Raw genomic sequence first — 24,626 nt, forward strand, 5'->3', positions numbered from 1 at the left:
GTGACGTTCTAAACGGAGGGAGTGACATGCGGCTGACCCCGACCGAACGCGACCGGCTGCTGCTCTTCGGCGCCGCCGAGCTCGCCCGCGCCCGCAGGGCCAGGGGACTGCGGCTCAACGTCCCCGAGGCGACCGCGCTCATCGCCGACACGGTGTGCGAGGCCGCCCGGGACGGCAGGCGGCTCGCGGAGGCCGTCGAGGCCGCCCGGTCCGTCCTCGGTCCCGGCGACGTGCTGCCCGGGGTCGCCGACGTCGTCACCGAGGTGCACGTCGAGGCGGTCTTCGACGACGGCTCGCGGCTCGCGGTCGTCTCCGACCCCCTCGGCGGCGGATCGGGGCCGGACGCCCCGGGCGCCCTGCTGCCCGGGCCGGAACACGCCGAGCCGGAGCCGGTCGAGCGGCTGACCGTCACCAACACCGCGACCGTGCCCGTCTCCGTCACCTCCCACTTCCACTTCTTCGAGGCCAACCCGCGCCTCGACTTCGCACGGGAGAGGGCCTACGGGATGCGGCTCGCCGTGCCCGCGGGGTCCTCCGTGCGGTTCGGGCCGGGGGAGAGCGTCGAGGTGTGGCTCGTGCCCATCGGGGGCGAGCGGATCGCGATCGGGTTCGCCGGACTCGTCGACGGGCCCCTGGACGCGCCGGGCGCCCGCGAGGAGGCGCTGCGCCGCGCCGCCGCCTGCGGCTACCTCGGCGCGGCGGACACACCTGACCAGGAGGTCGAGCGATGAGCCGCCCAGGAGGCCACCCCGCCGAGGCCCGCCGCCTCACCACGTACGAGTACGCCGCCACCCACGGCCCCCGCGCCGGCGACCGTATCCGCCTCGGCGACTCCGGGCTGACCGTCCGCGTCGAGTCCGACTCCCAGCGCTACGGCGACGAGTTCCTCGCCGGGTTCGGCAAGACCGCCCGCGACGGGCTGCACCTCAAGGCCGCCGCCGTCCGGGACACCTGCGACGTCGTGATCAGCAACGTCGTGGTGATCGACGCCGTGCAGGGCATCCGGAAGGTGTCCATCGGCATCCGCGAGGGCCGGATCTGCTCGATCGGGCGGGCCGGGAACCCGGACACCCTCGACGGGGTCGACGTCGTCGTCGGGACGGGAACGTCGATCGTGTCCGGGGAGGGGCTCATCGCCACCGCCGGGGCCGTCGACACCCACGTCCATCTGCTGTCGCCGCGCGTCATGGAGGCCTCGCTGGCATCCGGCGTGACCACCATCATCGGGCAGGAGTTCGGGCCCGTGTGGGGCGTCGGCGTCAACTCGCCCTGGGCGCTGCGGCACGCGTTCGGCGCGTTCGACGCCTGGCCGGTCAACATCGGCTTCCTGGGCCGGGGTTCGTCGTCCTCCGCCGCGCCCCTGGTCGAGGCCCTCGCCGAGGGCGGCGCCTGCGGCTTCAAGGTGCACGAGGACATGGGCGCCCACACCCGCGCCCTGGACACCGCCCTGCGCGTCGCCGAGGAGCACGACGTCCAAGTGGCCCTGCACAGCGACGGCTTGAACGAGTGCCTCTCCGTGGAGGACACCCTGCGCGTGCTGGAGGGCCGGACCATCCACGCCTTCCACATCGAGGGCTGCGGCGGCGGGCATGTCCCCAACGTCCTGAAGATGGCGGGCGTGCCGAACGTCATCGGCTCCTCCACCAACCCGACCCTGCCCTTCGGCCGGGACGCCGTCGCCGAGCACTACGGCATGATCGTCTCCGTCCACGACCTCAAGACCGACCTGCCCGGCGACGCCGCCATGGCCCGGGACCGCATCCGCGCCGGCACCATGGGCGCCGAGGACGTCCTGCACGACCTGGGCGCGATCGGCATCACCTCGTCGGACGCGCAGGGCATGGGCCGCGCGGGCGAGACGGTCCGCCGTACGTTCGCGATGGCCGGGAAGATGAAGGCCGAGCTCGGCGCCCCCGACGCGCACGACAACGCACGCGTCCTGCGCTACATCGCCAAGCTGACCATCAACCCGGCCATCGCGCACGGACTTTCGCACGAGGTCGGGTCGATCGAGACCGGCAAGCTCGCCGACATCGTCCTGTGGCGGCCGGAGTTCTTCGGCGCCAAACCGCAGCTGGTGCTGAAGGCCGGCTTCCCGGCCTACGGCGTGACCGGCGACCCGAACGCGGCGACCGACACCTGCGAACCCCTCGTGCTGGGCCCGCAGTTCGGCGCCCACGGGGCGACACCGGCCGACCTCTCGGTGGCGTTCGTCGCCCGGGCCGCCCTCGACCAGGGGCACGACTGGCTTCCGACCCGCCGCCGCCGGGTCGCCGTGCGCGGCACGCGCGGCATCGGCCCGGCCGACCTGCGCCTCAACTCCCGTACCGGGGCCGTCGACGTGGACCAGCGCACCGGCCTGGTCACCCTCGACGGCGAGCCGCTGCGCTCGGAGCCCGCCGAGTCCGTCTCCCTCAACCGTCTCTACTTCCTCTGAGGATCAACGATGTCCGCAGCCGCCGACGGCTTCCGCATGCCCGCCGAGTGGGCCCCGCACGAGCGCACCTGGATGGCCTGGCCGGGCCCGAACCCCACCTTCGACGACCCGGGAGGTCTCGCCGCCGCCCGGGTCGCCTGGGCCGCGGTCGCCCGGGCCGTCCGCCGCTTCGAACCGGTGACGGTGGTGTGCGGGCCGGGCCAGTCCGGTGAGGCGCGGGCGCTGCTGGGGGAGGGGATCGAAACGGTCGAGCGGGACCTCGACGACGCGTGGATGCGGGACATCGGCCCGACCTTCCTCACCGACGGCAAGGGCCGACTGGCCGCCGTCGACTGGACGTTCAACGGCTGGGGCGCCCAGGAGTGGGCCCGCTGGGAGCACGACGCGAAGATCGCCGCGCACGTCGCGGACCTCGCGGGGGCCCGGACGTACGCCTCCCGGCTCGTCAACGAGGGCGGGGCGATCCACGTGGACGGCGAGGGCACGGTCCTGCTGACCGAGACCGTCCAGCTCGGCCCCGAGCGCAACCCGGACTGGACGCGGGAACGGGTCGAGGCCGAGATCCACGCCCAGCTCGGCACCCGCAAGGCGATCTGGCTGCCACGCGGCCTGACCGGCGACTATCCGCCCCACGGCTTCGGCACCCTCGGCCACGTCGACATCGTCGCCGCCTTCGCCCGCCCGGGTGTCGTCGTGGCGCACACGCAACCGGACCCCGCCCACCCCGACCACGAGGTGACCAAGGAGGTCGTCGGCCTGCTGAGGTCCCAGACGGACGCGCGGGGGCGGCGCCTGGAGGTCGTGGAGGTCCCCGCCCCGACCGTCCTGGAGGCCGACGGCCACTGGGCCGACTACTCCTACATCAACCACTACCTCTGCAACGGCGGGGTCGTGCTGTGCGGCTTCGGCGACCCGCGCGACGAGATCGCGGCCGGGATCTTCCGCCGGCTGTTCCCCGAGCGGACCGTGACGCTGGTGGACGCCCGTACGATCTTCGCGGGCGGTGGAGGCATCCACTGCGTCACGCAGCAGCAACCAAGGATCTAGGAGCGCACATGGCCGGTGGGCGAAGGCAGGCCCCGCCCCGCGAGGACGTCCTCGCCGCCGCCATGGAGATGATCGCCGACCGCGGTCTGGAGAAGCTCACCATGGCGGCGCTCGGCCGCGAGGTCGGGATGAGCAGCGGGCACCTGCTCTACTACTTCGGCTCCAAGGACGAGTTGCTGCTGCGCACCCTGGAGTGGAGCGAGGGCCGGCTCGGTGCCGAGCGCGGACGGCTGCTGACCCGCCCCGCCACGGCCCGCGAACGCCTCGACGCCTACGTCGACCTGTACGTCCCCGACGGCCACGGCGACCCGCACTGGACCCTCTGGCTGGAGGTCTGGAACCGTTCGAAGAAGGCCGACGACGACGCCCGCGACCGGCAGGCCGCCATCGAGGGCGCCTGGCACCGCGACCTGGTCGCCCTGCTCGCCGAGGGCATCTCCCGGGGCGAGTTCCGCCGCGTCGACCCGGACCGCTTCGCCGCCCGCCTGCGGGCGCTGCTGGACGGCTTCTCCATCCACGTGGCGATCGGCCTGCGCGGCACGGACCGGGCCCAAGTCCTGGCGCACGTGCACGAGTTCCTCGCCGACAGCCTCCTCGCGGACGCCTGAACGCACGCCCGGGTTGTACTCAATACGACGGATTGACCGTGTGGTCCGTGGTGCTGTTGGCTCTGGGGAAGCCCTCGGCGCGGGGCCGGGGGAGAAGCGTCAACGGGGAAAACAGGGGGAACAGCAATGACCAGCACCAGGAGGGCCACGTCGACCGCGCTCGGCGTGGCCCTGGCCGTCACGCTCGGCGCCGCCGCCGCGCTGCCCGCGACCGCCGTGCCCACACCGGCGCCGCGGACCGAGAAGGCGAGCGTCGCCCCGGACGGTACCGACGGCAACGGCCCCTCGGGCGGGCCGAGCCTGAGCGCCGACGGCCGCCATCTGGCCTTCGTCTCCAGCGCCGACAACCTCGTCGCCGGTGACACCGACGGCGCCGCCGACGCCTTCGTCCGCGACCTCAAGACCGGCACGACCCGCCTGGCGAGCACCGCGCCGGACGGCGGCTCCGTCGACGACGTCGCCCTGAGCGGCAACGGCCGCCACCTGGCCTTCAGCGCCACCGACCCCGGAGACGGCCGCAGCCACATCTGGGTCAAGGACCTGAGGACCGGCGCACTCCAGCGCATCGCGGACACCGTCGACCCGGGCTACGACACCGGCCGGCAGCCCGCCCTCAGCGCCGACGGCCGCTACGTCGCCTTCGTCGCCCAGCAGTCCGGCCTCGGGGAGGGCGAGGACCGCTGGGGACGGGTCTACCGCGTCGACCGCACCAGCGGCGAGGCCGTCCGCATCAGCCAGGTGCCCGCCGCGGGCGACCGGAAGACCGCCGCCACCCACCCGTCCATCAGCGCCGACGGCACGCGCGTCGGCTACCAGCTCTTCGTCCCGCACCCCTCCTCGGGCGACTGGAGCGACGCCTACGTGCGGGACGTGCCCAGCGGCGAGCTGTTCCAGGCCGACCGGGCGCCGGACGGCCAGAAGTCCGACGGACAGACCGAGGCCCCGCAGGTCAGCGCCGACGGCCGGTACGCCGTCTTCAACTCGCTGGATTCGCGCCTCACCCCGGGCGACACCAACAAGGGGCACAACGTCTTCGTCCGCGACCTGAAGACCGGGGAGCTGCGCCGGATCGACGCCGCCGACCCGGCCGCCTACACCGGCTCTCCGCAACTCAGCGCCGACAGCCGGTACCTGGCCTTCGTCTCGGCCGACCCGGGCGACACGAACCACACCACCCGCGCGTACGTCCGCGACCTGCGCACCGGCCGCACGACCCTCGCCAGCCCGGACGCCGGCGGCGGCCCGAACGACCAGGACGTGTCCGCCGCGGTGCTCGACCGGCACGGCCGCACGGTCGCCTTCCGCAGCGCCTCACCCGACCTGGTGCCCGGCGACACGTACGACACCACGCATGTCTACGTCCGCCACATGAGGTGACCGACCGCATCCTGAGACAACCGTGAGCGAGGCGCGGAGGCTGTGCCACACTGCCTCCGTGCTCTCGTTCGCCACGATTATTGGCAGCAGGCGCGCCGGTCCGCAGTGACCGCCACGTACGACCAGGTACGGGCGGACACCGTCGTCCTCGACCCGCGCGCAGACCTCTCGCACCCGCGAGAGGTTTTTCGCATTTCTGGCCCACCCACAGCCGGAGGCGAGAGCGCGAGGGAGTATGTGAGGGCGGTGGAGCCGGTCATTCCGGTACGACCGAGATCCCATCCTCAGGAGCCTTGACACCATGACCGCTACCAGCGACCTCGACGATTCGTTCCACGTCTTCGACACCACCCTGCGCGACGGCGCCCAGCGGGAGGGCATCAACCTCACCGTCGCGGACAAGCTGGCCATCGCACGGCACCTGGACGACTTCGGCGTGGGCTTCATCGAGGGCGGCTGGCCGGGCGCCAACCCCCGCGACACCGAGTTCTTCGCCCGCGCCCAGCAGGAGATCGACTTCCGGCACGCCCAGCTGGTCGCGTTCGGCTCCACCCGCCGCGCCGGCACCACCGCGGGGCAGGACCCGCAGGTCAAGGCCCTCCTGGAGTCCGGCGCGCAGGTGATCACGCTGGTCGCCAAGTCGCACGACCGCCATGTCGAGCTCGCCCTGCGCACCACCCTCGACGAGAACCTGGCGATGGTCCGCGACACGGTGTCCTTCCTGCGGGAGCAGGGCCGCCGCGTCTTCGTCGACTGCGAGCACTTCTTCGACGGCTACCGCGCCAACCCCGAGTACGCGAAGTCGGTCGTCCGTACGGCGTCGGAGGCCGGCGCGGACGTCGTCGTCCTGTGCGACACCAACGGCGGCATGCTCCCGGCGCAGATCCAGGCCGTCGTCTCCACGGTCCTCGCCGACACCGGCGCCCGGCTCGGCATCCACGCCCAGGACGACACCGGCTGCGCGGTGGCGAACACGCTGGCCGCCGTCGACGCGGGCGCGACCCATGTGCAGTGCACGGCCAACGGCTACGGCGAGCGCGTCGGCAACGCCAACCTCTTCCCGGTCGTGGCGGCCCTGGAACTGAAGTACGGCAAGCAGGTCCTGCCCGCGGGCCACCTGCGCGAGATGACCCGCATCTCGCACGCCATCGCCGAGGTCGTCAACCTCACCCCCTCCACGCACCAGCCCTACGTCGGCGTCTCCGCCTTCGCGCACAAGGCCGGCCTGCACGCCTCGGCGATCAAGGTCGACCCGGACCTGTACCAGCACATCGACCCCGAGCGGGTCGGCAACACCATGCGGATGCTGGTCTCCGACATGGCCGGCCGCGCCTCCATCGAGCTCAAGGGCAAGGAACTCGGCATCGACCTCGGCGGCGACCGCGAGCTGGTCGGCCGGGTCGTGGAGCGGGTGAAGGAGCGCGAGCTCAAGGGCTACACGTACGAGGCGGCCGACGCGTCCTTCGAACTCCTGCTGCGCACCGAGGTCCAGGGCAAGCCTCTGCGCTACTTCGAGGTCGAGTCCTGGCGTGCCATCGTCGAGGACCGGCCCGACGGGTCCCACGCCAACGAGGCCACCGTCAAGCTCTGGGCCAAGGGCGAGCGCATCGTCGCCACGGCCGAGGGCAACGGCCCGGTCAACGCCCTGGACCGGGCCCTGCGCGTGGGCCTGGAGAAGATCTACCCGCAGCTCGCCAAGCTGGACCTGGTGGACTACAAGGTCCGCATCCTGGAGGGCGTGCACGGCACCCAGTCCACGACCCGCGTCCTGATCTCCACGTCCGACGGCTCCGGCGAGTGGTCGACGGTGGGCGTCGCCGACAACGTCATCGCGGCGAGCTGGCAGGCCCTGGAGGACGCGTACACATACGGGTTGCTGCGCGCGGGGGTCGCTCCGGCCGAGTAGCGCAACGGCCTCCCCGGGGCCCGGTTCACATCGCCGTGTCCCGGGACCGCGGCCCCGGCACCTCGCCGCCCCGGTCGCGGCCCGGTGCGCGGTCGAGGCGGAAGAGGCCCGCGGAGTGGGGGCGCTGGCCGGTGGCGTGGGCCGTGGAGCGGGTCAGCTCCTCCACGCCGTCGGCCAGATAGCCGACCCAGGCCGTGCCCTCCTCCTCGATGATCCGCTGGGCGTCCGTCCGCAGCCGCTCGATCACCCCGAGCAGCGCGGCCTGCTCCTTGTCGCTGGGCGAGTCGGTGGTCCTCAGGAACGCCTGCGCCCAGTCGGACTGGGCCTTCTTGAGGATCTGCTGCAACGCCAGTTCGGTACGGATATAACGCGTCCAGGACGCCGAGAAGCCGAAGATCCGGTCGAAGAGGACGCAGCCCGCCCCGCCGGCCAGGAACACGAAGCCCCACTCGGGCTGCACGGTCGTCGGAGCGGCGGCGTGCACCAGCGGGGTGAGCGTGCCGACGATCCCCAGCAGCGCCGCGAGCGCCCGCAGCGAACGCGACCACAGCGCCGGCCCCCGGCGCCGGGCCAGGTACCAGCCGATCGCCGACGTCACCTCCGCCTCGGCATGCCGGAACAGCTCCCACAACAGATCGGCCCGCGTCCGCGACCGGTCCAGCTCGGTGAGTGCGGACACCGTCATGTCCGCGGCTCTGCGTCGTCCGACCATGCCCCTGTTCCCGCCCCTTCCGCTGCGGCCGGCGGGCCGACCGGCCCACGGCAGTAAGTCCGAGGGCATCGTAGGCGCAGCGGCCTCCCGAAATCCCCGCCCCGACGGATATCCGTTTCTGTACCGATTCGGGTAGCTTCGAACATATGAAGGCCGCACTGGTGCGTACCGTCGTACGTCTGCTGATCGTGCCGGTCGCCGCCGTACTGGCGGTGCTGCTGGCCGGTGCGCCGGGCGCGCACGCGGCCACCGACCTCTCGAAGGTCGCCCAGGAGCTGCGCGAGAACCCCGTCTACGTCGATCCGGCGGCCTCCGGCCAGCTGGCCGCGTCGGACGCCGAGGCGCTCGCCGACAAGATCAAGGACGCGGACAAGCCCGTCTTCGTGGCGGTCCTCCCGGCCGACTACCCCACGCAGGACCTCTTCCGGAACCTGCGCACCGAGACCGGCGTCACCGGCCTGTACGGCATCCGCGTCGGCGACGAGTTCGACGCCCGCGCCGACAGCGCGGTGATGAGCCGCCAGGCGGTGTCCAACCTGGTCACGGCCGTCCAGGGTGCGGGTGACGTCAAGGCCCAGCTGAACGACTTCGTCGACGACGCCCTGCGCAACGTGGGCGGTTCGGCGCCGAGCAGCTGGAGCGACGGCTCGGGCACCGACGTGCCGGTCGGCGGCCTGATCACGGTCGGCGCCCTGGCCGCGGCCGGCGGCGCGGGCGCGTACGCCCTGGTCCGGCGCAACCGGCGCCGCCACGCGGAGGAGCAGCGGGCCGCGCTGGAGAAGCTGCGGGTGGTCGTCGACGAGGACATCACCGCCTTCGGCGAGGAACTCGACCGCCTCGACTTCCACCCCGGGGAACCGGGCGCCGACGACGGGATGCGCGCCGACTACGAGCATGGCCTGGACGCCTACGAGCGGGCGAAGTCGCTGATGGCGGCCGCGACGAAACCGGAGGACGTCCGGGCCGTCACCCAGGCCGTGGAGGACGGCCGGTTCTCCCTGGCCCGGCTCGCGGCCCGCCGCGAGGGCGCACCGCTGCCGGAGCGCCGCCCGCCCTGCTTCTTCGACCCGCGCCACGGCCCCTCGGTCGCCGACGCGAGCTGGACGCCCCCGGGCGGTGCCGCGCGTGAGGTCCCGGTCTGCGCGGCCGACCGGACGCGTCTCGCCGAGGGCCGCGACCCGGTGGTCCGCGAGGTCGACACCGACTACGGCCGCCGCCCGTACTGGGAGGCGGGCCCGGCGTACGGCCCCTGGGCCGGCGGCTACTTCGGCGGCGGCATCCTGCCCGGCCTCCTCATCGGCACCATGCTCGGCAGCATGATGGCCGGCCCCGCCTACGCGGCCGACTACGGCTCCGGCTACGGAGACTTCGGCGGCTACGAGGGCGGTGACGTCTCCGGCGCGGACTTCGACACCGGCGACTTCGGCGGCGGCTTCGGAGGGGGCTACGGCGGAGGCGACTTCGGCGGCGGGGGCGGCGACTTCGGCGGCGGCTTCTGACCTCCCTGCTGCCGGTGCCACGGGGTGGGGACCTCCAGGGCGGTTCCCGGCACTCGGGCCGTTCAGCTCAGCGGCCCGTGGTCCCCGCCCGCACACCCGAGCCGGAGCTCAGCTCCGTACCACCTCCCTGCCCACGATCCGCTCCCGCTGCCGCCATGCCACCCCGGCCACGGCGCCCGCCAGCACGACCAGCCCCGCGCTGACCCACACCGGTGACCGGTAGCCGAACCCGGCGCCGATGGCCACGCCGCCGGCCCAGGGGCCCAGTGCGGCGCCCACGTTGAACGCGGCCGTGGCGAAACCGCCGGCCAGCGTGGGCGCGCCCGGCGCCGCGTACAGCACCTGGGAGATCAGCGTGGAGCCGACGCCGAACGACAGCGCCCCCTGTGCGAAGACGAGCCCGAGGGCCAGGACCGGGTGCCCGGCACCGAGCGCCAGGGCGCACCAGCCCACGCACACCGCGACGCCCCCGCCGACGAGGACCGCCGCGGGACGCCGGTCGGCGAACCGGCCCGCCGCGCTCACCCCCGCGAACGACCCGGCGCCGAACAGCGCGAGCACCCCGGGCACCCAGCCGCTGCCCAGCCCCGTCACCTCGGTGACCAGCGGCGCGAGATAGGTGAAGGTGCAGAACGTCGCGCCGTTCACCAGGGCGCCCAGCAGCAGCGTGACGACCAGCCGGGGGCTGCGCAGCGACCGCAGTTCACCCCGCAGCGCGGGCGGCGCGCCCTCGGCCCTGCCCCCGGGCACGGACCGCGCCACCGCCACCAGCGCGGGCACCGACACCAGCGCCACGGCCCAGAACGCCGTACGCCAGCCCCACAGTTCGCCCAGCACGGCCCCGGCGGGCACCCCGGCCACACACGCCAGCGTCACCCCGCCCAGCAGCATGGACGTCGCCCGCCCCTTCGCGTCCGCCGGGACCATGCCCACGGCGGCCACCAGGGCGACGGCGAGGAACCCGGCGTTGGCCAGCGCCCCCACGACCCGTGTGGCGAGCAGCACCTCGAAACTGCCGGTGAGCGCACCGACGACATGGACGGCGAGGAAGACGCCGAGGAACGCCAGCAGCGCACCCCGCCGCGGCCAGCGCCGCGCGAGCCCCGCCACGAGCGGCGCCCCCACGACCATCCCCACCGCGAAGGCGGAGGTCAGCGCCCCCGCCGCGGGAACGGACACCCCCAGATCCCGCGCGATGTCGGGCACCAGCCCGGACAGCATGAACTCGGACGTGCCTTGCGCGAACACGGCAAGGCCCAGCAGAAGAACAGCGAATGGCATGAAAGAACTCCGCACCCGGAAGTCGACGACGGACATGACACGTCGGACGGCAGACCGGCAGCGGAGCGAGCGGGCCTCAGCGGCCCGGCATCAGCGTCACGAACAGCCACCGGAAAGCCGGTGGCCGCAGTCTGGACGCTTCGGGGCTGGACATGGGCGCCAGGCTAGGTGGACCCGGGGGACCGGGTCCACCGGTTTTCCCGCCGCTCTCCCCGGGCGGTGGCCGGGCCCGTGCTCCGCCGGCCGGCACCGCGATGGACGATGACGACGGCCGCGAGGCAGACGGCCAGCCCCAGGGCGGTCTGGAGGCCGAACGGCTCACCGAACATGAGCGCGCCCCAGACGGCCGTGACCGGGGCCATCAGGAACATCAGCGTGTTGACCTTCGTGACGCCGGAGCGCTCCAGGATCAGCCAGTACAGCCCGTACCCGCCGAACGTGGACAGGCCCACGAGCCAGGCGACCGCCACCCAGAACGCACCCTCGGCGGGCGGCGCGGCGGCTCCGGTGCCCAGGGCCAGCGCGGTGAACAGGACGGCGCTGGTGGCGCAGTGGACGGTCAGCGACACCGAGGGAGCGACCCGCGCGCGGGACCGGCTCTCCAGGAACGTCGCCGCGACCAGGGACAGCATGCCGAGCAGCGGGACGGCGTACGCCCACCAGGCCACGCCGGTGCCCGCCGCGGCGTCGGCCAGGGTGACCACGGCGACGCCGCTCAGCCCCAGGCCCAGGCCGATCCACTGCCGGCCCGAGACGTACTGGCCCAGCAGCGGCCCCGCGAGGGCACCGGCGACCAGGGGCTGGACGCCGTCGATCAGGGCCGTCGTGCCGCTGGAGACGCCGAGCTGGATGGCGTAGTAGACGCTGAGCAGATAGCCGCTCTGCGACAGTAAGCCGATCACGGCCTGCCGGGTCACGTCCCGGGCCGTGAGCCCCCGCCACGCGCCGCGCATGAGGACGGCGACGGCGAGCAGGACGACGGCCAGCGGCAGGAACCGCCACATCAGGACGGTGATCGCGGACGCGCTGCCGGCGCCGAGCTTGGCGCCGATGAACCCGGAACTCCAGCACAGGACGAAGGCGAGGGACAGGAGGATGTTCACGACATCACAACCACTAGACAGATCGGTATACCCGTTCCGCGCCCACTATACAGATCGGTATAGTCGGATGCCATGGGCACCACCTCACCGAACCCCCGCCGCGTCACGATGACGCCCGCCGCCCGCCGCGTCCTGGCGGCCGCCGCCCGGCTGTTCTACGAGCGCGGCATCCACGCGGTTGGGGTCGACCTCATCTCCGCCGAGGCCGGGGTGACGAAGAAGACCCTCTACGACCGGTTCGGCTCCAAGGAGCAGATCGTCGTGGAGTACCTCGCGGACCGTGACGAGCGCTGGCGGGCCTTCCTCGCCGAGCACCTGGACGCGGCGGGGCCGGACCCCCGGGAGCGCGTCCTGGCGGTCTTCGACGCCTCGCGGGCCTGGGCGCGGGAGCTGAGCCCCAAGGGATGCAGCATGGTCAACGCCCACGCGGAGATCAGCGACCCCGCCCATCCGGCCCACCCGGTCATCACCGGCCAGAAGCAGTGGATGCTCGCCCTGTTCACGCGCCTCACCGCGGACATCGCGCCCGAGAGGGCGGACTCTCTGGCCCGGACGCTGATGCTCCTGCACGAGGGCGCCCTCGTCGCCCACGGGCTGGCCGTCTTCCCGGACCCCATCGCCCACGCCCGCGACCAGGCGCGCGCGTTGCTCGCATAGCGGACGGAATCTGTCCTCTTTCCTGCCTACGGTGGTGCCATGACCACCTCCGACGGAACCGCCCCTCTCGCCTTCGCGACCGTGGCCGCGCTGGACTCCTGGCTGACCGCCCATCCCGCCCCGCATCCCGGCCTCTGGGTCAAGGTCGCGAAGAAGGGCTCGGGCATCCCCTCCGTCACCGCCGCCGACGTCAACGACGTGGCGCTGTGCCACGGCTGGATCACCGGGCAGCGCAAGGGACTCGACGACTCCTGGTATCTCCAGCGGATCACCCCGCGGCGGCCCGGCAGCCTCTGGTCCATGGTCAACGTCCGCCGGGTCGAGGAGCTGACCGCCGCCGGGCGGATGCGGCCCGGCGGGCTCGCCGAGGTGGCGGCCGCGCGGACGGACGGGCGCTGGGAGGCGGCGTACGCGTCCCAGAAGGAGGCCGGGGTCCCCGAGGAACTGGCGGCGGCGCTGGAGCGGAGCCCGCGCGCCGCCGCGGCCTTCGAGGCGCTCGGCCGGACAGACCGGTACCTCGCGATGCTCGGCGTGCTCCGGGCCCGCACCGCGCGCAGCCGGCAGGCCCAGGCGGAGGCGGCGGTGCGGAAGCTGGAGTCAGGAGGGACGGACCGATGAGGCCGGCGGAGGCCGTCACCTCGCACGCGTCGGGCCCGGCGCCGAACGGCACCGGGCCCACAGGCTGCCGGAGACGGGGCGGGTCAGAGTGAGGACGCCGCCGAGGCTATGGCGGAGGCGAAGGTCGAGACCTCCGTGTAGACGCCGGGGGCCTCGGGCCGGGCGCAGCCCTCACCCCAGCTGACGATGCCGACCTGGATCCAGTTGCCGGCGTTGTCCTTGCGGAACATGGGGCCGCCGGAGTCGCCCTGGCAGGTGTCGACACCGCCCGCGTCGAAGCCGGCGCAGATCTCCTCGTTCGCGACGAGACCGCTGTACAGGCCGCCGTAGGCCTTGCAGGCGGCGTCGCTGACGAACGGCACGGTGGCCTTCAGCAGGTAGCGCTGCTGGGCGCCGCCCTCGCGGTTCGCGCCCCAGCCGGCGACGGTGAAGTCACCGGTGTTGTACTGCGTGGTCGTGGCGATCTTCAGGGTCGGCAGGTTGATGGGCTGGGCGAGCTTGATGAGCGCCCAGTCCTTGCCGGTGCCGTTGTAGCCGGGGGCGCGCAGCACCTTGGTGGAGCGGACCTGGACCCGGCCGCTGGTGGACTGGAGGTCGACGACCCCCGCGGTGGCGGTGATGCTCGTGTTGTTGCCGGAGCCGCTCACGCAGTGCGCGGCCGTGAGCACGATCTGCTGGGTGTAGAGCGCGCCGCCGCAGCCCATGGAGAGCCGGACCATGAACGGGAACTCGCCCTGCGCGGCCCGCGTCCCGCCGACGACGGGCGACGGGGCGGCCTGGGCGGCGGAGACGGGCTGGAGACTGGCGATCGCGAGCGCGGCGGCGCCGAGGACCGCGCATCTCTTGAGCGCCGTGAGAAGTCTCTTCAACGTGATGCCTTTCGTGGGGGGTTGACCTGGGGACGTGCAACCGAAGCATCAGATTGACGAGGGCATGTCAGCAGCAAGGCAAAAGAAACGTCCATGTGCTGGCATGGACTGGTCAAATTCTGCTGCTGGATTATGGGAACGCCGACAGTTCTCGCACAAGGGGCGCGATTCGGCCACGCCGCACGACCTCGGCCGTGCGGCGTGGCCGCCGCGGTTCAGGCGTTCCTGATCGCCGAGACGTCGAAGTTCAGCTTGATCTTGTCGGAGACCAGGACGCCGCCGGTCTCCAGGGCGGCGTTCCAGGTCAGGCCCCACTCGGAGCGCAGGATCTCCGCCTTGCCCTCGAAGCCGACGCGCTCGTTGCCGAAGGGGTCCTTCGCGGCGCCGTTGAACTCCAGGTCGATGGTCAGGGGGCGGGTGGTGCCGAGGATCGTCAGGTCGCCGGTGATGCGGTAGTCGTCACCGCCGAGGGCCTCCGCCTTCGTGGAGCGGAACGTCATGGTCGGGAACTCGTCCGCCTTGAAGAAGTCCGCGCTCTTGAGGTGGCCGTCGCGGTCCGCGTTGCCCGTCTCGATGCTGTCCATCACGACGTCGAGGGAAGCCGTGGACCGGGACGGGTCGGTGCCGTCGAGGTGGAGCGTTCCGGAGAAGTCCTGGAAGCTGCCCTTGACGTTGGTGACCATGGCGTGCCGGGCGACGAAACCGATCGTCGAGTGCGCGGGGTCGATCGTGTAGTCGCCGGTCAGGGCGGCGAGGTCCGGGGTCACGGCGGCGCCCGTGGCGGCGGCGGTCTCGGTGTCGTTGCGGCTGAAGATGCTCATGGAGTACGCCTCCTGCGATTGATGTTGAATGTTTAACTACATCAACGCGACCCACCGTAGACCTATTCCATTCAACGTTCAACATCATCGGATGCGGTGTCGCGATTGCTTCCGCGGCCCGCGTGGTACCCAGTGATCATGTCCTCGGTCGCGGTCCTGGTCGAGCTGGAGCGGAACGGCACATCGGGTGGCCATGTGAAGTGCTGGGAGCGTCTGGCGGAGAGCGCCGCCCGCCTCCCCGAGCGCCTGCCCGACGGCTCCGGGTCCGGCCTCGATCTGACCGTCTACTTCCTCGGCGAGCGGGAACGGGTCGAGGTCCTCTCGCCCCGGGTGCGCCTCGTCATGCTCCGCCCGGTGCTCCGCACGGCCGCGCTGGCGTCGGCCGACGGCGCGGAGGACGTCACCGACCTCGCGCCCCACCACCCCCGGCTCGCGGCCCTGCTGCCGCGCCACGACGTCTGGCACTGCACGCACAGCTTCGCCTACGCCACCACCGCCGTCCGCCTCGCCCGGCGCGCCGCCCGCGGATCCGGCCCGCTGCCCCGGCTGCTCGCCTCCGTGCACACCGACGTCCCGCTGCTCGCCTCGGTCTACGCCCGCTACCTGGCCGGCCGGTGGCTGCCCGGCGACCGGCCGGGGCCGGGCGCGTTCCTCGCGGACCGGGCCGAGACCTTGCTGCGCCGGCGGCGGGACCGGCTGCTGGACAGCTGCGAACGGGTGCTGGTGCCGACCTCCGCGGGCCGGGCGGAACTCGGCCGCGTCCTCGGGCCGCACCGGGTCGCCCCGCTCCGCCGGGGCGTCGACCACGAGCGCTTCCGCCCCGACCCCGGCGCCCGGGGCCGGCTCGGCCGGGAGTACGGCGTGCCGACCGACCGTCCGCTGGTGCTGTTCGCGGGGCGGCTGGACGCGACCAAGGGCGTGCCGCTGCTGACCGCGAGCGTGCGGCTGCTGCGGGAGCGGGGCCGGGCCGTGCACCTCGTCATGGCCGGCGCCGGCGCGGAGGCGGGGCCCGTCCGGCACGCCCTCGGCGCCGACGTCAGCCTCCTCGGGCCGCTCCCTCAGGACCGGCTGGCGCGGGTGTACGCCGGCTGCGACGTCTTCGCGTTCCCGTCGCGCACGGAGACCTGCGGCAACGTCGTCGCCGAGGCGATGGCCAGCGGCCTCGCGGTGGTGCTGCCCGAGGGCGCGCACACCGCCGAGTGGCTCTCCGCACCGGGCCGCGACGGCATCGTCGTACGCCGCGACGACCCGGGGGAGTGGGCGGACGCCCTGGCCGCGCTCCTCGACCACCCGCCCCTGCTGTCGGCGGTACGCCACCGCGCGGCGGCCACGGCCCGCGCCACCCACCCGACCTGGGACCGGGTCCTCACCGAGGACCTGCTCCCCGTCTGGCTGCCCCAGCCGCCGTCCCGGGACCGGGAACGCCCACGGGCGGCCTGAGAAGCGGGTCCCGGAGTCCCACCTCACCGCCCCTCCCCGGCCCCCCGCCCCCGCAACGCCGCGATCACCGGTGACGCGTCCAGGCTCACGATCCCCGCCCCCACCAGCACCAGCCCCGCCACTGTCACCGCGGAGACCGGCCAGCCCGTGTGGATCGCCTCGCCGAAGACGGCCGTGCCCACGGTCACGGCGACCACCGGCTCCGTCGCGTCCAGGACCGTCATGCTCGACGCGAGCGGCCCCTGCTGGAAGGCGCTCTGGATGAGGAGGAGGCCGCCGACGCTGGCGAGGACGAGGGCGTAGGTCTGCCAGGCCGAGAGCGCCGCGAGCAGGCCGTGGCGGAGGCGGTCCACCGTCGCCGCGAGCAGGACGGACTGCGTGCCCATGACCGCCCCGGCCGCCAGGGCCGTCGCCGAGGCCCGCCACGGGCCGGACAGCAGCCGTGCCGTCGCCAGCGCGCCCACCACGAGCGCGGCGGTCGCGCCCACGATCAGCAGCCAGGACACAAGGTCCGCCGCGCCCGGCCGGCCCCCGTGCGGCCGGGCCGAGACCAGGGCCATGACCAGCCCCGCCGCCACCGCCAGCGTGCCGAACCACTCGCGGGGCCCCAGCCGCATCCGGTGCAGCCGCGCCGACAGCGGCACGGCGAAGACCAACTCCGCCACGATCAGCGGCTGCACCAGACTGAGCGGCCCGTACGCCAGCGCCAGCGACTGGAAACCGTAGGCCAGCACGGCCAGCCCGATACCGCCCAGCCACACCCGGTCCCGGACCAGATGGGCCAGCAGACGCGGCGACAGCGCCTCCGCGTCCGGGCGCCCGCCCGCGGCCCACTGCTGGAGCACACCGGCCACGGCGAAGCAGACACCGGCGGCGAGGGAGGCCAGGACCGCGATCGGCATGCCGGGCGCGGGGACCTAGTCGGTGGTCCGGCGGGAGGGCGCGCCCTGCGTCGCGCCCCGGGTGTGCACGTACAGCTTCCGCCGGTCGCCGACGTCCAGGTGCTGCGGCAGGGGCAGCTCGTAGCGCACCGGCATGCCGTGGTCGGCGAACTGCCGGCGCGGGTTGTAGACCTGGTTGAACTTCCACAGCATGCGGGCGAAGTTCGTCTGCCCGTGCAGCAGGTTGCGGCCGAGGGCGCGCGCCGCGCCGACGGCGGTGCGCAGCCCCAGGTGCTTGCGGTTGATGACGGCCTGGGTGCGCACCAGTTCCTCGTAGAAGCGCTCCAGCGGGAGCGTGGTGGGCACGACCGCGTGCTGGATGTCGAAGAGCCGGTAGTCGCGCGTGGTCAGGCGCCGCGACTCGGTGTGCCAGATCTCCGTGCCGGGGTAGGGCGTCATCACCGTGAAGTGCACGATCTCCGGCACCGCCAGCGCGAACTCCCGTACCACCCGGAAGCGTTCCTCGTCCCAGGCCGGATCGACGATGAGGTTGATGGCGACCTTGATGCCGAGCCGGCGGGCCGTGTCGAGGGCGCGGAAGTTCTCGTCGGGGCTGACCCGCTTGCGGTACAGGTCCAGGCCCTCCGCGTCGATGGCCTCCATCCCGAGGAACATGTACTTCAGCCCCAGCCTGGCCCACCGCTCGAAGACCTCGGGGTGGCGCAGCAGCACATCGGCCCGGGTCTCCAGGTAGTAGCGCTTGCGGATGCCGCGCCGCTCCACCTCCGCGGCGATGGCGTCCCCGTGCTCGGGCCGGATGAAGGCCACGTCGTCGACGATGAAGACGTTCGGCTCCCGGATGTTCGCCAGGTCCTCCGCCGCCGCCTCGGGCGAGGCCTTGCGGTAGCTGCGGCCGTAGAACGTCCACGCCGAGCAGAACGAGCAGTCCCACGGGCAGCCGCGGGTGAACTCGATGGACGCGCACGGGTCCAGCTCGCCGATGAAGTACCGCCGGCGGCTGCGCATCAGGTCCCGCGCGGGCAGCGGCGTGTCGATGCCGTGCAGCATCAGCGGCGCGGGCCCCCGGCCCGAGGCCGTCACGATTCCGGGCACCTCCTCCACACCCCCGTCGCGGACCGCCTCCAGCAGGGGCGCGATCGCCGGCTCGCCCTCGCCGCGTACCACCGCGTCCACCGACCCCTCCGCCTGCTCCAGCACCTCCTCGGCGACGAACGAGACGCTGTGCCCGCCCAGGAACACGAAGCAGCCCGGCACGGCCCGCTTCACCTCCGCCGCCAGCTCGATCGCCTCCGGGATGTTCGCCAGGTAGTTCAGCGAGATGCCGAGGGCCTCCGGCCGGAAGGAGCGCACCTCACCGCGCAGCCGGCGGCGGCTCAGCACCTGGAGGTCCACGACCCGCACCTCGTGGCCGGCCTCGCGGGCGGCGCCCGCGACCCGTTCGAGCCCCAGCGGCTCCAGCCGCAGGAAGATCTCGGAGTACATCAGGGCGCTGGGGTGGACGAGCAGCACACGCATGGTCACCTCGCCACGGGGAGCCGTACCGGACACGGAAGGGTGCCCCCTACGTAACCCGAGGCCGCCGCGGCGCGTGCTGCCCATACCGCCGCCTGGCGGCACCGCGCGGCCCGCAGGGGTGGTCCTGCCCGACACGGTGCGCAGGGGCCCGGCCCGCAGACCGCCCACGGGAGGGGCGCGTCGGATCGGGTGAGCCCGGTCCGCGGGAACGGCCCCAGCACTGGCGCGGGGCACCGCGGTGGCGGTGTCCTGGAAGAGGAGGTTCCGTTTCACGGGACCGCAGGGAGACAGACGAGACAACGAGACCACGGCGGACGTACAGCGCAGGGAGACCGACTCGTGACACTCACCGGCTCCGGCTCGGCCCACGACCCACCGGCGGGCGCCACCCCGCGCCGTGCCACGGCACCCGTCCCCTCCCGGCTGCGCGCGTACGGGCCGCCCCCGCGCCTGGACCGGCGCGTGGCCCTGGTCACCGGGGCCTCCTCGGGCATCGGGGCGGCCACGGCACGGCGCTTCGCCATGGCCGGCTGGCAGCTGCTCCTCAGCGGACGCGACCGGCGCCGCCTGGAGCAGACCGCCTCCGGCACCTCGGCCATCGTGCTGCCCGCCGACCTCGCCGCCCCGGACGGCCCCCGCCTGCTGGCCCAGTCCGCGCTGTACACCACCGGCCGGATCGACGTCCTGGTCGCCGGGGCGGGCATCGGCTGGGCGGGCCCGTTCGCCACCATGCCGCACACCGACATCGACCGGGTGCTGACCCTCGACCTCAACGCCACGCTGCACCTCGTGCGCGAGGTCCTGCCCTCCATGATCGCGGCCGGGCGGGGCCGCGTGGTGCTGCTCGGCTCGATCGCGGGCTGCGTGGGCGTACGGGAGGAGGCGGTCTACTCCGCCGCCAAGGCCGGCCTGGCCGCCTTCGCCGAGGCGCTGCGCCAGGAACTGCGCGGCACGGGCGTGGGCGTGACCCTCGTCGTGCCCGGCCCCGTCGACACGGCCTTCTTCACCCGCCGCGGCAGGCCCTACGACCGCTCCCGCCCCCGGCCCACCTCGCCCGGCCACGTCGCCGGCGCGATCTGGCAGGCCGTGCGCCAGGGGCGCGACGAGGCCTACATCCCCACCTGGCTGACCCTCCCAGGCCGGGTCCGCGGCCTGGCCCCGGGCCTCTACCGCCGCCTGCTCGACCGCTTCGGCTGACCGGCCTCACCCCCCGCCGTCCCGCCTTCGCGGTCCCTCGGGCCAGGTGCCCGGTCCACGTGGCCGCCTCCCTGCTGGTAGGGGGTTCCGGGCGTAACCCCGGGCTCCAGCTCCGCCTGCCGGACCGCTTTGGCTGACCCGGCCTCACATCCAGCCGTCATGCCTTCGCGGTCCCTCGGGCCAGGTGCCCGGTCCACGTGGCCGCCTCCCTGCTGGTGGGGGGTCCCGGGCGTAGCCCCGGGCTCCAGCTCCGCCTGCCGGACCGCTTTGGCTGACCCGGCCTCACACCCCGCCGTCCTGCCTTGGCGGTCCCTCCGGCCAGGTGCCCGGTCCAAGTGGCCGCCTCCCCGCTGGTGTGGGGGCCCGGGTGTGGCCCCGGGCTCGAGCTCCGCCTGCCCGACCGCTTTGGCTGACCCGGCCTCACATCCAGCCGTTCCGCCGTTCCGGTCACCGCGGCCGGATCCCCCGTTCAGGGGCCCGCCTCCCCGTGGTAGGGCAGGGGCATGACTCCCCAGCGCCGCGTCTTCCCCCGCCGCACCACCCGGGCCGCCGCGCCCCGGCCCGGCCGCCGCGCCCTGCTGCTGGCGGCCGCGGCCCTGGCGGCGACCGGCGGTGCGACGCCCGCGGCCCGGGTCACCGGCGCTCCCGCCGAGGCCGCCGACCCGTACGACACCCTCCGCGGGCGCTGGCTCGGCATCGCCCTCGGCACCGGCTACAACCCGGCCGCACAGCCGTACGCCTCCCGTCTCGCCCGGACCGGCGAACGCGCCCGCACCCTGCGCGCCACCATGGCCCCGGCGGCGCACTCCCTGTGGCCCGGCCACCCCTTCGACCCGCCGGCCGGCATCACCCACAGCTACGGCCGCCTGTGGACCATGACCCAGGCCTACGTCCAGCAGGGCACCGGCTCGACCGCCGACCCCGCCCTCCTCACCGGCATCCTGCGCGGCCTCGACCACCTCTCCGCCACCGTCTACAACCCCGCCACCACCCGCTACGGCAACTGGTGGGAATGGCAGATCGGCAGCCCGCGCCTGCTCATGGACATCACGGCCGCCCTCTACGACGAGCTGGGCGACGCCCGGATCCAGGCCGCCTGCGCCGCCGTCGACCACTTCGTCCCCGACTCGGCCCTCGGCGACTACGCCGGCACCTCCACCGGCGCCAACCGCGTCGACCTGTGCCGCTCCGTCGCCCTGCGCGGCATCCTCGGCCGCGCCCCGGCCAAGATCGCCCTCGCCCGTGACGCGCTCTCCCCGGTCTTCCCGTACGTCACCCGCGGCGACGGCCTCTCCGCCGACGGCTCCTTCGTCCAGCACACCTGGGTCGCCTACTCGGGCACCTACGGCCAGGTCATGCTCGACGGCCTCGGCCGGCTCTTCGCCCTGCTCGCCGGATCCGACTGGGAGGTCACCGACCCGAACCGGCAGATCGTCCTCGACAGCGTCGAACGGGCCTACGCGCCGCTCATCCACGACGGGCTGGTCATGGACAGCGTCAACGGCCGGGCCATCAGCCGGGGTCACCTCACCTCCGACGACCGGCAGGTGCTGCGCTCGGACCACTTCCACGGCGGTCAGCTCATCGCCGCCATCGCACTCCTCGCGCAGGCCGCGAGCCAGGCGGAACGCGACCGCTGGCACGCCCGGATCAAGGGCTGGATCGAACGCGACACCGTGACACCGCTCCTGACGGCACCCCAGTTCGGCGTCGCCGACCTCGCCCGGCTGCACGCGATAGCCGCCTCGCCCGTCCCGGCCGCGCCCGAACCCACCGGGCACCACCTCTTCGCCGCCATGGACCGCGCCGTCCACCGCCGCCCGGGCTTCACCGTGAACATCGCCATGGCCAGCGACCGCATCGCCCACTACGAGTGCGGCAACGGCGAGAACCCACGCGGCTGGCACACGGGTGCCGGGATGGTCTACTGGTGGGCCGGCGCGAGCGACCAGTACACGGACTGGTTCTGGCCGACCGTCGACTGGTACCGCCTGCCCGGCACCACCGTCTCCACCAGGCGGCTGGCCGACCGGGAGGGCGGCGAGTGGGGCACGGCCCGCCCGGACGCCCGCTGGGTCGGCGGCACCACCGACGGCACGTACGCCGCGCTCGGCCAGCACCTCAAGGGCCTCGGCTCCACCCTCCAGGCCCGCAAGTCCTGGTTCTGCGCCGCCGACGCGGTGATCTGCCTCGGCGCCGGGATCACCTGCTCCGACGGCGTCCCCGTCGAGACGATCGTCGACAACCGCAACCTCGGCGAGCACGGCACCCAGCGCTTCGTACGGGGCCCGGACTGGGCCCATCTGGAGGACCACGGCGGCTGGGTCCTGCTCGACGGCGAGCCCGAGGCGCTCCGCGAGGACCGCACCGGAGCCTGGTCCGACATCAACACCGGCAGCACGCCGGAGCGGCGCACCCGCCGCTGGCAGACCCTCTGGCTCGACCACGGCACCGACCCTGCGGACGCCACGTACGCCTACGTGCTGATGCCCGGGGCGTCCCGCCGTGCCGTGGCGCGCCGCGCCGCCGACCGCCGGTGGCTGTCCGTCCTCGCCAACGACGCCGGCCGCCAGGCGGTCGCCGTGCCCGCCCTCGGCCTCACGGCCGCGAACTTCTGGCGGGCCGGCAGCGCGGGCCCGCTCACCGCCTCCGCCGGCGCGAGCGTGCTGGCCGTGCGCCGGGGCCGTACGGTTACGCTCTGCGTGAGCGAGCCGCCCCGTACGGGCGAGCCGCTGGAGATCACCCTGAACCGCCCGGTCCGCCGGGTCCTGCACGCGGACGAGACGGTCGAGGTGCTCGCCACCGGCCGCCGGCTGCGCCTGCGCGTCACCCCCGGAACGGCCTGCGCCACCCACCGATGTGAGGTGACACTCAACTGAGGCCCTTGTGCGACCCCTACAAGCCGCACGCCCTCTGAGCAGTCGGAAAGGCTGCACCGGCCCATGGTTCTGTTCAGGGGTACCAGGAAAACACGCCGGAGACTGTGAGGAGTCGACGGCCCGGATTCCTTGCTCGGCTTCGTAAGGTCGCTACATGACCGTTTTGGATGAGGCGCCGGGTGAGCCGACCGACGCGCGTGGACGCGTGGCCGAACTGCACGAGATCCGTGCGCAGGCGGTGGCCGGCCCGAGCGAGAAGGCGACCCAGGCGCAGCACGCCAAGGGCAAGCTGACCGCGCGGGAGCGCATCGAGCTTCTCCTCGACCCCGGTTCCTTCCGCGAGGTCGAGCAGCTGCGCCGGCACCGGGCCACGGGCTTCGGCCTGGACGCCAAGAAGCCGTACACCGACGGTGTGATCACCGGCTGGGGCACGGTGGAGGGCCGGACGGTCTTCGTCTACGCCCATGACTTCCGCATCTTCGGCGGCGCGCTCGGCGAGGCCCACGCCACGAAGATCCACAAGATCATGGACATGGCCATCGCGGCCGGTGCCCCCCTGGTGTCGCTCAACGACGGCGCGGGCGCCCGCATCCAGGAGGGCGTCTCGGCCCTCGCGGGCTACGGCGGCATCTTCCAGCGCAACACCAAGGCCTCCGGCGTCATCCCGCAGATCAGCGTCATGCTCGGCCCGTGCGCGGGCGGCGCGGCCTACAGCCCGGCCCTGACGGACTTCGTCTTCATGGTCCGCGAGAGCTCGCAGATGTTCATCACGGGCCCGGACGTCGTCAAGGCGGTCACGGGCGAGGAGATCACGCAGAACGGCCTGGGCGGCGCGGACGTGCACGCCGAGACGTCCGGCGTCTGCCACTTCGCCTACGACGACGAGGAGACCTGCATCGCGGAGGTCCGCTACCTCCTGTCGCTCCTCCCGCAGAACAACCGCGAGAACCCGCCCCGCACCGAGTCCGCGGACGCGGTGGACCGCCGCTCGGACGTCCTGCTCGACCTGGTCCCGGCGGACGGCAACCGGCCGTACGACATGGCCAAGGTCATCGAGGAGATCGTCGACGACGGCGAGTACCTGGAGGTCCACGAGCGCTGGGCCCGCAACATCATCTGCGCGCTGGGCCGGATGGACGGCCAGGTCGTCGGCATCATCGCCAACCAGCCCCAGGTGCTGGCGGGAGTCCTGGACATCGAGGCCTCCGAGAAGGCGGCCCGCTTCGTCCAGATGTGCGACGCCTTCAACATCCCGATCATCACTCTTCTGGACGTCCCCGGGTTCCTGCCGGGCGTCGACCAGGAGCACGGTGGCATCATCCGCCACGGCGCGAAGCTCCTCTACGCCTACTGCAACGCGACCGTGCCGAGGATCTCCCTGATCCTGCGGAAGGCCTACGGAGGTGCGTACATCGTCATGGACAGCCAGTCCATCGGTGCGGACCTGACCTACGCCTGGCCGACCAACGAGATCGCCGTCATGGGCGCGGAAGGCGCGGCCAACGTCATCTTCCGCCGCCAGATCGCCGAGGCCGAGGACCCCGAGGCGATGCGGCAGAAGATGGTCAAGGAGTACAAGTCCGAGCTGATGCACCCCTACTACGCGGCGGAGCGCGGCCTGGTCGACGACGTCATCGACCCCGCCGAGACCCGCGAGGTGCTGATCAAGTCCCTTGCGATGCTCCAGACCAAGCACGCCGACCTGCCCTCCCGCAAGCACGGCAACCCTCCGCAGTAACCCGGCGGACATCTCTCTCA

General features: G+C 73.3%; 20 protein-coding genes. 13 read left to right on the plus strand and 7 right to left on the minus strand.

Annotated elements, in window-relative coordinates:
* The first annotated feature begins 26 nt into the window (after positions 1–26).
* The 6 genes from ureA to cimA all read left to right on the plus strand — a co-directional run bounded on the left by ureA (position 27) and on the right by cimA (position 7,375).
* Positions 27–731: an urease subunit gamma gene (gene ureA / locus IE255_RS29090; protein ID WP_190053373.1), complete on the plus strand. Its 705-nt coding sequence runs from the start codon at positions 27–29 to the stop codon at positions 729–731.
* On the plus strand, positions 728–2,437 hold the full coding sequence (locus tag IE255_RS29095; protein WP_190053374.1) for an urease subunit alpha: 1,710 nt from the start codon (positions 728–730) through the stop codon (positions 2,435–2,437). Before ureA ends, IE255_RS29095 begins: the two co-directional genes overlap by 4 nt.
* Before the next feature lie 9 nt (positions 2,438–2,446).
* Complete coding sequence (locus IE255_RS29100; RefSeq protein ID WP_190053375.1) at positions 2,447–3,484, plus strand: agmatine deiminase family protein; 1,038 nt, start codon at positions 2,447–2,449, stop codon at positions 3,482–3,484.
* 8 nt (positions 3,485–3,492) lie between these two features.
* Entirely contained in the window at positions 3,493–4,092 is a 600-nt protein-coding gene (locus tag IE255_RS29105) for a TetR/AcrR family transcriptional regulator (protein WP_190053376.1), read from the plus strand.
* Between the two features lie 126 nt (positions 4,093–4,218).
* The gene (locus tag IE255_RS29110) at positions 4,219–5,469 is read left to right on the plus strand and encodes a TolB-like translocation protein (RefSeq protein WP_190053377.1); all 1,251 of its coding nucleotides are present in this window, start codon (positions 4,219–4,221) and stop codon (positions 5,467–5,469) included.
* A 301-nt stretch (positions 5,470–5,770) separates the two neighbouring features.
* Complete coding sequence (gene cimA / locus IE255_RS29115) at positions 5,771–7,375, plus strand: citramalate synthase (RefSeq protein WP_190053378.1); 1,605 nt, start codon at positions 5,771–5,773, stop codon at positions 7,373–7,375.
* A gap of 25 nt (positions 7,376–7,400) precedes the next feature.
* Here the strand turns inward: cimA and IE255_RS29120 are convergent, their stop codons facing one another.
* On the minus strand, positions 7,401–8,060 hold the full coding sequence (locus IE255_RS29120; protein WP_190053379.1) for an SLATT domain-containing protein: 660 nt from the start codon (positions 8,058–8,060) through the stop codon (positions 7,401–7,403).
* A gap of 173 nt (positions 8,061–8,233) precedes the next feature.
* Between IE255_RS29120 and IE255_RS29125 the strand changes: the two genes are divergently transcribed.
* The gene (locus IE255_RS29125) at positions 8,234–9,586 is read left to right on the plus strand and encodes a hypothetical protein (RefSeq protein WP_190053380.1); all 1,353 of its coding nucleotides are present in this window, start codon (positions 8,234–8,236) and stop codon (positions 9,584–9,586) included.
* A gap of 108 nt (positions 9,587–9,694) precedes the next feature.
* Here IE255_RS29125 and IE255_RS29130 read toward each other — a convergent pair whose 3' ends face one another.
* Together IE255_RS29130 and IE255_RS29135 are read right to left on the minus strand one after the other, a co-directional pair.
* Positions 9,695–10,867 carry a Cmx/CmrA family chloramphenicol efflux MFS transporter gene (locus IE255_RS29130; RefSeq protein ID WP_190053381.1) on the minus strand — a complete coding sequence of 391 codons (1,173 nt, stop codon included), beginning with the start codon at positions 10,865–10,867 and terminating at the stop codon, positions 9,695–9,697.
* A 164-nt stretch (positions 10,868–11,031) separates the two neighbouring features.
* A complete protein-coding gene (locus tag IE255_RS29135; RefSeq protein ID WP_190053382.1) occupies positions 11,032–11,970 on the minus strand; it encodes a DMT family transporter in 939 nt (312 codons plus the stop codon).
* Positions 11,971–12,042: 72 nt separating this feature from the next.
* On the opposite strand from IE255_RS29135, the gene IE255_RS29140 reads away from it, so the two are divergent.
* Positions 12,043–12,627, plus strand: coding sequence for a TetR/AcrR family transcriptional regulator (locus IE255_RS29140; protein WP_190053383.1), 585 nt, complete (start codon positions 12,043–12,045; stop codon positions 12,625–12,627).
* Positions 12,628–12,666: 39 nt separating this feature from the next.
* Positions 12,667–13,245 (plus strand): YdeI/OmpD-associated family protein, encoded by a 579-nt coding sequence (locus tag IE255_RS29145; protein ID WP_190053384.1) that lies wholly within the window; start codon positions 12,667–12,669, stop codon positions 13,243–13,245.
* 83 nt (positions 13,246–13,328) lie between these two features.
* Here the strand turns inward: IE255_RS29145 and IE255_RS29150 are convergent, their stop codons facing one another.
* Together IE255_RS29150 and IE255_RS29155 are read right to left on the minus strand one after the other, a co-directional pair.
* Positions 13,329–14,114, minus strand: a complete 786-nt coding sequence (locus tag IE255_RS29150; protein WP_190053385.1) for a S1 family peptidase — start codon at positions 14,112–14,114, stop codon at positions 13,329–13,331.
* Positions 14,115–14,329: 215 nt separating this feature from the next.
* A complete protein-coding gene (locus IE255_RS29155; RefSeq protein WP_190053386.1) occupies positions 14,330–14,935 on the minus strand; it encodes a YceI family protein in 606 nt (201 codons plus the stop codon).
* Positions 14,936–15,073: 138 nt separating this feature from the next.
* Between IE255_RS29155 and IE255_RS29160 the strand changes: the two genes are divergently transcribed.
* Positions 15,074–16,375: a glycosyltransferase gene (locus IE255_RS29160; RefSeq protein ID WP_190053387.1), complete on the plus strand. Its 1,302-nt coding sequence runs from the start codon at positions 15,074–15,076 to the stop codon at positions 16,373–16,375.
* A 23-nt stretch (positions 16,376–16,398) separates the two neighbouring features.
* Here IE255_RS29160 and IE255_RS29165 read toward each other — a convergent pair whose 3' ends face one another.
* Together IE255_RS29165 and hpnR are read right to left on the minus strand one after the other, a co-directional pair.
* Positions 16,399–17,277, minus strand: coding sequence for a DMT family transporter (locus IE255_RS29165; protein WP_190053388.1), 879 nt, complete (start codon positions 17,275–17,277; stop codon positions 16,399–16,401).
* A gap of 15 nt (positions 17,278–17,292) precedes the next feature.
* Positions 17,293–18,792 (minus strand): hopanoid C-3 methylase HpnR, encoded by a 1,500-nt coding sequence (hpnR, locus tag IE255_RS29170; protein WP_190053389.1) that lies wholly within the window; start codon positions 18,790–18,792, stop codon positions 17,293–17,295.
* A 339-nt stretch (positions 18,793–19,131) separates the two neighbouring features.
* On the opposite strand from hpnR, the gene IE255_RS29175 reads away from it, so the two are divergent.
* From IE255_RS29175 to IE255_RS29185, 3 genes are all read left to right on the plus strand, one after another.
* The gene (locus IE255_RS29175) at positions 19,132–19,989 is read left to right on the plus strand and encodes an SDR family NAD(P)-dependent oxidoreductase (RefSeq protein WP_190053390.1); all 858 of its coding nucleotides are present in this window, start codon (positions 19,132–19,134) and stop codon (positions 19,987–19,989) included.
* A 503-nt stretch (positions 19,990–20,492) separates the two neighbouring features.
* A complete protein-coding gene (locus tag IE255_RS29180) occupies positions 20,493–22,868 on the plus strand; it encodes a polysaccharide lyase 8 family protein (RefSeq protein ID WP_190053391.1) in 2,376 nt (791 codons plus the stop codon).
* A 154-nt stretch (positions 22,869–23,022) separates the two neighbouring features.
* Positions 23,023–24,606 (plus strand): acyl-CoA carboxylase subunit beta, encoded by a 1,584-nt coding sequence (locus IE255_RS29185; RefSeq protein WP_190053392.1) that lies wholly within the window; start codon positions 23,023–23,025, stop codon positions 24,604–24,606.
* Positions 24,607–24,626: the final 20 nt, after the last annotated feature.

The sequence above is a fragment of the Streptomyces lomondensis genome (assembly GCF_014651035.1).
In the GTDB taxonomy this organism is placed as follows: domain Bacteria; phylum Actinomycetota; class Actinomycetes; order Streptomycetales; family Streptomycetaceae; genus Streptomyces; species Streptomyces lomondensis.